The sequence below is a fragment of the Blastococcus sp. SYSU DS0619 genome, assembly GCF_054051035.1.
This window is the reverse complement of sequence record NZ_JBJHAM010000025.1, coordinates 42,299-50,239: the sequence shown is the minus strand read 5'-3', so window position 1 is coordinate 50,239 and position 7,941 is coordinate 42,299. Positions and strand designations below refer to the sequence as shown.

Here is a 7,941-nt window from a genome sequence, read left to right as displayed (position 1 = left end):
CCCCCCCCCCCCCCCCCCCCCCCCCCCCCCCCCCCCCCCCCCCCCCCCCCCCCCCCCCCCCCCCCCCCCCCCCCCCCCCCCCCCCCCCCCCCCCCCCCGGCGCGCGCCCGGGGCTCGCTCAGCCGGCCGGCAGGAGGATGAACTCGGTCTGCCGGCCGTCGAGGTACTGGAGGCCGGCCCGGGTCAGCGCGACGCCCTCCTCGAGCCCGATCCGCACGCACTGGCCGTGCCACTCGGGCACCGGCCGCCGCACGGCCAGCTCCAGCGCGTAGGCGGTGTCGGCGTGCACGGGGTAGTCCCCGGCGCCAGGCACGCCGTCCTGCTGGTCCCACTGCCCGATGGCCGGTCCGGCGCCGTGCCCGTGGTAGCCGATCGGGTGCGAGTAGACGTCGCCGTCGATGCCCTCCGCGCCGGCGGCGGCCCGGGCCGCCGCCAGGACCTCGTTCCCCGTCCGGCCGGGTACCAGCGCGGCCGCGGTCAGCTCCTGCATCCGGTTGGCCGCGGCCAGCGCGGCGCGCAGCCCGGCCGGGGCCGCCGTCTCACCCGGGCGCAGGACGTACGCGTTGCGCTGGGTGTCGGTCCGCAGCCCCAGGCAGCTCAGGCCCACGTCGCAGTGCAGCAGGTCGCCGGGGCGGACGACCGCGTCGTAGGGGACGGCGGGCAGCAGGGTTCCCTGGTCCTCGACCAGCGGCACCCCGGCCCGCTGCAGGAGGACCGAGGGCTGGAACCACGGCTCGACCCCGAGGTCGTGGAAGCGCTGCCGGATCCACCAGGCCACGTCCAGCGCCGTCGTCGTCCCGACCGCGACGACGGCGGGGGAGAAGGCCTCGGCGATGACCTGGTGCGCCAGCCGGTTCATCGCGTGCAGCGCCGCGATCTCCTCGGGCAGCCGCGTCTCGAGCCAGCCGACCGCCAGCTGCTCGGCCGACACCAGCCGGTCGGCGTAGGGCCCGAGCGCCTCGGCCAGCAGCCGGTGCTCGGTGTGCGCCAGCCCGTCGGCCAGGGCGAAGTGCTCGGAGACGTCGATGCCGATGCGCCGCGGGTCGGCCTGCTCGACGAACCGGCGGACCTCGTCCCACGGAGTGGGCTCCCCGGCGTCCCCGGCATCCCCGGCATCCCCGGCGTCCCCGGTCCAGGCCGGGAGGAACTGGCCGATGGGGTAGCGGGAGACAGCCGCGGGGGTCACGCCGTCGTCGCTGCGGTGCAGCAGCAGGACGGTGCGGCGCCGGGCGGACAGCCAGGTGGCCGGCAACAGCGTCGCGAGGACCGGGTCCTCGTTGTACTCGCGCCCCACGACGATCCACAGGTCGATGCCGGCCCGGTCCATCAGGCCGGGCAGCACGTCGAGCAGGCGCTGGGTGAGCCAACGGTCGCGCACGTCGGCCTGCTCGCGCAGCGGCAACGGCACCGTCCGCGTCGGATCAGGCGCGCCGAGCGACATGCCCCCTAGCGAAGCAGAGAACCGCCGAACGCACCGGTCGAGAGCGCCGGGACCCGGCCGCACGTCCCCCGGCCGTGCGACAGCGCCGCTACGTCGGGGTCTCCTCGGGCTGGGGCGTGCGGGCGCGGGGCACGACCGCGGTGGCCACCCGGTCGCGGCCCCGGCGCTTGGCCACGTACATCGCGGCGTCGGCGCGGTCGACCAGCCGCCACAGCGCGGCGACCGGGTCCTCGTCGTCCACCGGCCGGGCCACGGCGAGGCCGACCGAGGCCGTCACGGCGTGCCCGTCGGACGCACGGCCCCGGGCCACGGCCGCCCGCAGTCGCTCCGCCAGCCGGGTGGCCTCGGCCAGGTCGCTGACCGTGCCCACGACGACGAGCTCCTCGCCGCCGGTGCGGGCCAGCACGTCGGCGGGCCGCACGGTGGCCGCGAGGGAGCGCACCACCGCGTTGAGGACCGAGTCGCCGACGGCGTGACCGAACTCGTCGTTGAGCCGCTTGAAGTGGTCGAGGTCGAGGACCATCGCGGTGACCTGGGTGCCGTCCCGCCGGGCCTGCCGCCACAGGCGCGGGGCCTGTTCCACCAGGTACCGGCGGTTGAACAACCCGGTGAGCGGGTCCAGGTGCGTCAGCGTCTCGGTGGCGACCAGCAGCCGCTGCACCCGCCGGCGGAGCAGGAAGAGGCCGGCCGCGGCGGCGTTCAGGGTGCCGGCGCTGACCCCCACCTGCACGCCCAGGCCGACGGCGCTGTCATAGCTGGGCCACAGCGCGGCCAGGCAGACCGCCGTCGTCACCACCATGTGCACGTGGAGCTGGCGCAGTTCCAGGAACCACGCGGCCACCAGTGCCGGGAACAACAGCATCAGCGGGGTGGCGTAGCGGAGCGGGTCCTGGATGCAGACGACGACGACCAGGTAGACTAGGTCACCGACCAGCACCATGGCGAAGGTGTGCCCGTGCCCGACCCGCCCGCGGACGGCCAGGGAGGCGCCGATCCCCAGCAGCAGGAGCATGGTCGCGCCGTACGCCCAGCGAGCGGCGCCCTCGCGCAGCACCCCGTCGACGAGGAAGTTGACCGAGCCCATGAGCGCGCCCCCGGAGAGGAGCGCGGCCACGGTGAACGCCGCCACCCGGCTCTCCGGGCCCTGGGCCGCGACCGGGCCGGCGTCGCCGGACGCCGGGCCGGAGACGTGGGCATCCGCGCTGGTCACCGGAGCAGGATGCCGTACCGATCGATCCCTGGCATCGGCTTGTGCGCGACCGGCACGTCCGGCACGTCCGGCACCCCGTCAGGGTGAGGCCGGTGCCAGGGTGGGGGGCATGTCGTACCCCGGATCACCGCTCGTCGACGTCCGGCCCCTCGCCGACCACCCTCTGGTCGAGGCGGGGGAGGGGCGCTCGCTCCGGATGGTCGCCCCTGGCGCGGTGACCGGCGGCCGGTTCGGCCTGGTCGAGTACCGCCTCGGCCCGCGCACGCCGGGCGCGGCGCCGCACTACCACCGCACCTTCTCCGAGTCCTTCTACGTGCTCTCGGGCCGGCTGACCCTCTTCGTCGACGGCGCCTGGCGGAGCTACCGGCCCGGGGACTTCGCCATCGCCCACGAGCAGGGCGTGCACGGTTTCCGCAACGACGGCGACGAGCCGGCCTCGATGCTCATCCTGTTCACGCCCGGTGTGGCCCGCGAGGCGTTCTTCGCCGAGATGGCCGAGATCGGGCGCCGGGACGAGCCCCCGACCGCCGAGGAGATGGCCGCCGTCTACGCCCGGCACGACCAGGTGATGGTCGACGTCTGAGCGGGGTCGGACGCCGGATGGAAGGCTGGACGGCGACGTCGGACGAAGGAGGCTGCGCATGGCCGAGGGGCCCTGGTTCTTCTGCATGAAGCACCACCAGGTGGAGGGGCGGGACGGGTGCGCCGAGCGGCACCGGCTCGGCCCCTACGAGACCCGGCAGGAGGCGGAGCACGCGCTGCAGGCCGTCGCCGAGCGGAACGAGAAGCTCGACGAGGAGGACCGCCGGTGGGAGGGCGACTGATCTCCGTTCCTGCGGCGGGGCATGATCGGTCGCACGAGCCGGGCTGTCCGGCGCTGCGGAAGGGGTGGACGTGACGGACGGTCGCGCGGTCGAGGAACTGGTCGTCGGGGTGCTGGGCGGTACCGGTCCCCAGGGGCGTGGGCTGGCGGTCCGGCTGGCCGCCCAGGGCCAGCGCGTGCTGCTCGGCTCGCGGGACGCCGAGCGGGCCGCCGAGGTGGCGGCGGAGGTCGCCGGGCGCGCGTCGTCGGTCGCCGTCCCCGGGGTCGAGGTGTCGGTGACCGGCGGCTCCAACGTCGACGTGGCCGGCGCGGCGGACCTCGTCATCGTCGCCGTCCCGTTCGCGGGGCACGCCGCGACCCTGGCCGAGCTGGCGACGCCGCTGGCCGGGAAGGTCGTCGTCGACTGCGTCGTCCCGATGGGGTTCGACGAGCTCGGCGCCTACGTGCTCGACGTCGAGGAGGGCAGCGTCGCCCAGCAGGCCGCGGCACTGCTGCCCGACTCGCACGTGGTCGGTGCCTTCCACCACCTGTCGGCCTCGCTGCTCGAGGACCTGTCGAAGCCGACCATCGACGGCGACGTGATGGTGGTCGGGGACGACCGTGCGTCGATGGACACGGTGCAGGCCCTGGCCGGCCGGCTGCCCGGCATGCGCGGCATCTACGCCGGCCGGCTGCGCAACGCCCGCCAGGTCGAGGCGCTGACCATCAACCTGGTGTCGGTGAACCGCCGCTACAAGGTGCACGCCGGCGTCCGGGTCACCGACGTCTGACGACGGCCGCGGGAGCATCGCAGCGAGGGACGAGCGAGGAGCGGACCGGGGCGCGGAGTCCGACCGATGACACCGTCTGACGACCGGGGCGGGTCGTACGACGGCCCGCTGCCGCGGCGGGTCGTGTCGCTCGTCCCGTCGCTGACGGAGGCGATCGCGGTCACCGACGCGACGCTGCTCGTCGGTGCCACGGACTGGTGCACGCACCCCGCCGGGCTCGACGTGCCGCGGGTCGGCGGCACCAAGTGGCCGGACGTCGCCCGGGTGCTCGCCCTGGCGCCGGACCTCGTCGTCGCCAACGCAGAGGAGAACCGGGACTCCGACGTGGCTGCGCTGCGGGCCGCCGGCGTCCCGGTGTGGGTGACCGCGCCGGCGACCGTCGACCAGGCGCTGGACTCCCTCGGCCGGATGCTCGCGGTGCTCGACCGGCCGGAGCCCGACTGGCTGGTGCGCGCCCGGGCGATCTGGGCCGACCCGCCCCGCCTGCCCGGCGTCAGCGCCGTCGTCCCGATCTGGCGCCGGCCCTGGATGGTGCTGGGCCGGGACACCTTCGCCGGGGACGTGCTCGCCCGGCTCGGTGTCCGCAACGTCTTCGCCGCGTCCGCCGAGCGCTATCCGAAGCTGGCCAAGGACGACCCCGTGACGGTCGCCGCCGACCTGGTCGTGTTCCCCGACGAGCCGTACGCGTTCACCCCGGACGACGGCCCCGAGGCGTGGCCGCAGGCCCGGCCGGTGTTCGTCAGCGGCCGGCACCTCACCTGGTACGGCCCCTCGCTGGTCGAGGCGCCCACGGTGCTGCTGGACCAGCTCGCCGGCTGACGTCCCAGCACGCGACCAGCCCCGCCATCGGGCCGGCCGAAGGCGCCGATCAGTCGAAGGAGTGCTCGGGCCCGGGGAAGACGCCGCCGCGGACGTCGTCGGCGTACTCCCTCGCCGCACGCAGCAGCTCACCGCGCAGATCGGCGTACTTCTTCACGAACTTCGGCACCCGGCCGCCGTTGAGCCCGGCCATGTCCGGCCACACCAGCACCTGGGCGTCGCAGTCGACCCCCGCGCCGATGCCGATGGTCGGGATGGCGAGCTCCTTGGTCACCTGGGCGGCGAGCGCGGCGGGCACCATCTCCATGACGACGGCGAAGGCGCCCGCCTCCTGCACCGCGTGCGCGTCGGCGAGCAGCTGGTCGGCACCGGCGCCGCGGCCCTGGACCCGGAACCCGCCGAGGGCGTGCTCGCTCTGCGGCGTGAACCCGATGTGCGCCATGACCGGGATGCCGGCGTCGTGCAGCATCCGGATCTGCGCGGCCACCCGCACCCCGCCCTCGAGCTTGACCGCCTGCGCGCCGCCCTCCTTCATCATCCGGACGGCGGTGTCGAAGGCCTGCTGCGGGCCGGACTCGTAGCTGCCGAACGGCAGGTCGGCCACGATCAGCGCCCGCGAGGTGGACCGGGTCACCGCCTTGGTCATCACCAGCAGGTCCTCGACGGTGACGGCCACCGTGCTGGTGTGCCCGAGGACGACGTTGCCGGCGGAGTCACCCACCAGCATCACCGGGATGCCGGCCTCCTCGAAGACGGCCGCGCTGTAGGTGTCGTAGGCGGTGAGCATCGCCCACTTCTCGCCGCGCTGCTTGGCCTGCTGCAGGTGGTGGATGCGCACCCGCGCGGTGGACTGACCGCCGTACAGGACCGACTCGGTCATGCCTTGGCTCCTTCTCGCACGGTGGGGAGGGTCTCCCGCCAGCGGTTGCTGATGGGCAGGCGACGGTCGCGGCCGAACGCCTTGAGGCTGATCTTGGTCCCCGGTGCCGACTGGCGGCGCTTGAACTCGGCGGCGTCCACCAGCCGGAGGACCCGGGCGACGACCTCGGCGTCGTGCCCGCGCTCGAGCAGCTCCGCCATCCCGAGGTCGCGGTCGACGTAGTCGGCGATCACCGCGTCCAGCTCCTCGTAGGAGGGCAGTGAGTCGCTGTCCACCTGACCGGGGGCGAGCTCGGCCGACGGCGGCTTGTCGATGGAGTTCTGCGGGACCGGCTCGGTCTCGCCGCGGTCGCGGGCGTAGGCGTTGCGCCAGCGGGCGAGCTCCCAGACCAGGGTCTTGGGCACGTCCTTGATCGGGGCGAACCCGCCGGCCGCGTCGCCGTAGAGCGTGGAGTAGCCGACGGCGACCTCGCTCTTGTTCGACGTCGCCAGCAGCAGGTGCCCGTGCTGGTTGGACAGGCCCATGAGCAGCGTGCCGCGGACCCGGGCCTGCAGGTTCTCCGCGGCGACGCCGGAGAGGAGCTCCACCGAGGCCTCGTAGGCGTCGACCATCGGCGCGATCGGCACCACGGAGTAGTGCATGCCCAGCCGCGACGCTGCGTCCTCGGCGTCGGCCAGGGAGTGCTCGCTGGACCACTTCGACGGCAGCCCGACGCCGTGCACCCGGTCGGCGCCGAGGGCGTCGACGGCGATCGCGGCGACCAGCGCGGAGTCGATGCCGCCGGACATGCCGAGCACCACCGAGGGCATGCCGTTCTTGTCGATGAAGTCGCGCAGGCCGAGCACCAGCGCGCGCCACACCTCCTCGCAGTCGCTGAGCGGGTCGGCGACCGTCGCCGGGCGTCGCTCGAACGGAGGCACCGGCGCTTGGGAGACCACGTGCCGGGTGACGGTCATCGGCCCGGTCCGGCCCTCGCGCCGCTCGGGCACCGACGACGGGTGGAGGTCGAGGTCGACCGTGGCGAGGTGCTCCACGAACTGGGGGGAGCGGGCCAGCAGCGTGCCGTCGGCGGCGACCGCCATCGAGTCGCCGTCGAAGACCAGCTCGTCCTGACCGCCGACCTGGTTGCAGTAGACGATCGTCGCCCGCGCCTCGGCCGCGCGCCGGCGGACGAGGGGGAGGCGCAGGTCGTCCTTGGCCCGCTCGTAGGGCGAGGCGTTGGGCGAGACGACGAGGTCGACCCCGGCCTGGCCGGCGACCCCGCACGGCCCGCCCTCGACCCAGAGGTCCTCGCAGACGGTCAGCGCGACGTCGACCCCGTGCAGGCGGACGACCGGCAGCTCGGTGCCGGGTACGAAGTACCGGGCCTCGTCGAAGACGCCGTAGTTGGGCAGGTGCCGCTTGTAGTAGCGGACGACGACGCGCCCGCCGTGCAGCAGCGCGGCGGCGTTGCGCGGCGCGCCCCGGCGCGGGTTCGCGTCGGCCGGCCGGTGGTCGTCGGTCGGCGGCTCGTCCACCGGTGCGGGGCCGCTGCCCTCGGTGTGCGCCAGGTACCCGGCGACGACGGCGACGTTCCCCAGCCCCTCGTCGGCGAGCCGGGCGGCGAGGTCGACCAGCGCCTGCTCGCTGGCGCGGGCGAAGGACTCCCGCAGCACCAGGTCCTCCGGCGGGTAGCCGGTCAGGGTCATCTCGGGGAAGACCACCAGGTGGGCGCCGGCCCGCGCCGCGCGCGCCGTCCACCGCACCACGAGGTCGGCGTTGCCCGCCAGGTCGCCGACCCGGGTGTCGACCTGGGCCATGGCCACCCGCAACTGCACCGGCTGCTGATCACTCACGCCGCCAGTCTGGCCGCTCCGCAGGGCCGGCGGCCAGGTGGGGGCGCCGTACCGGGTCTGCCGCGCCGTGGACCGGCCGGCCGCGACACGGGCGGTGCCGTGGCGCGGAACCGTGTGCGAACCGCCCGGACGGGGCAGGCTTGCACCGACGTCACACCCCCGA

The 7,941-nt window shown here is 75.1% G+C and carries 8 protein-coding genes; 4 read left to right on the top strand and 4 right to left on the bottom strand.

What is annotated here, in order from left to right; genetic code table 11:
• Nucleotides 1-118 precede the first annotated feature (118 nt).
• Nucleotides 119-1,441, bottom strand: a complete 1,323-nt coding sequence (locus ACI79T_RS19145) for a M24 family metallopeptidase (RefSeq protein ID WP_456611690.1) — start codon at nt 1,439-1,441, stop codon at nt 119-121.
• Nucleotides 1,442-1,529: 88 nt separating this feature from the next.
• Nucleotides 1,530-2,651, bottom strand: a complete 1,122-nt coding sequence (locus ACI79T_RS19140; protein ID WP_456611689.1) for a diguanylate cyclase — start codon at nt 2,649-2,651, stop codon at nt 1,530-1,532.
• 109 nt (nt 2,652-2,760) lie between these two features.
• Here ACI79T_RS19140 and ACI79T_RS19135 point away from each other — a divergent pair, with 109 nt between their 5' ends.
• The 4 genes from ACI79T_RS19135 to ACI79T_RS19120 all read left to right on the top strand — a co-directional run bounded on the left by ACI79T_RS19135 (nt 2,761) and on the right by ACI79T_RS19120 (nt 5,063).
• Entirely contained in the window at nt 2,761-3,234 is a 474-nt protein-coding gene (locus ACI79T_RS19135; RefSeq protein WP_456611688.1) for a cupin domain-containing protein, read from the top strand.
• Between the two features lie 58 nt (nt 3,235-3,292).
• Nucleotides 3,293-3,475 (top strand): hypothetical protein, encoded by a 183-nt coding sequence (locus tag ACI79T_RS19130; protein ID WP_456611687.1) that lies wholly within the window; start codon nt 3,293-3,295, stop codon nt 3,473-3,475.
• Between the two features lie 70 nt (nt 3,476-3,545).
• The gene (npdG, locus tag ACI79T_RS19125; protein ID WP_456611686.1) at nt 3,546-4,244 is read left to right on the top strand and encodes an NADPH-dependent F420 reductase; all 699 of its coding nucleotides are present in this window, start codon (nt 3,546-3,548) and stop codon (nt 4,242-4,244) included.
• Nucleotides 4,245-4,310: 66 nt separating this feature from the next.
• Nucleotides 4,311-5,063 (top strand): helical backbone metal receptor, encoded by a 753-nt coding sequence (locus ACI79T_RS19120; protein WP_456611685.1) that lies wholly within the window; start codon nt 4,311-4,313, stop codon nt 5,061-5,063.
• Between the two features lie 49 nt (nt 5,064-5,112).
• Here the strand turns inward: ACI79T_RS19120 and panB are convergent, their stop codons facing one another.
• On the bottom strand, nt 5,113-5,943 hold the full coding sequence (gene panB, locus ACI79T_RS19115) for a 3-methyl-2-oxobutanoate hydroxymethyltransferase (protein ID WP_456611684.1): 831 nt from the start codon (nt 5,941-5,943) through the stop codon (nt 5,113-5,115).
• A complete protein-coding gene (locus tag ACI79T_RS19110; RefSeq protein WP_456611683.1) occupies nt 5,940-7,778 on the bottom strand; it encodes an NAD+ synthase in 1,839 nt (612 codons plus the stop codon). The genes panB and ACI79T_RS19110 overlap by 4 nt, the downstream gene beginning before the upstream one ends.
• Nucleotides 7,779-7,941 lie beyond the last annotated feature (163 nt).

Coding starts and splice junctions, on each gene's coding strand:
- ACI79T_RS19120 (WP_456611685.1), top strand. CDS start 4,311: ATGACACCGTCTGACGACCGGGGCGGGTCGTACGACGGCCCGCTGCCG.
- ACI79T_RS19130 (WP_456611687.1), top strand. CDS start 3,293: ATGGCCGAGGGGCCCTGGTTCTTCTGCATGAAGCACCACCAGGTGGAG.
- panB (WP_456611684.1), bottom strand. CDS start 5,943: ATGACCGAGTCGGTCCTGTACGGCGGTCAGTCCACCGCGCGGGTGCGC.
- ACI79T_RS19135 (WP_456611688.1), top strand. CDS start 2,761: ATGTCGTACCCCGGATCACCGCTCGTCGACGTCCGGCCCCTCGCCGAC.
- ACI79T_RS19145 (WP_456611690.1), bottom strand. CDS start 1,441: ATGTCGCTCGGCGCGCCTGATCCGACGCGGACGGTGCCGTTGCCGCTG.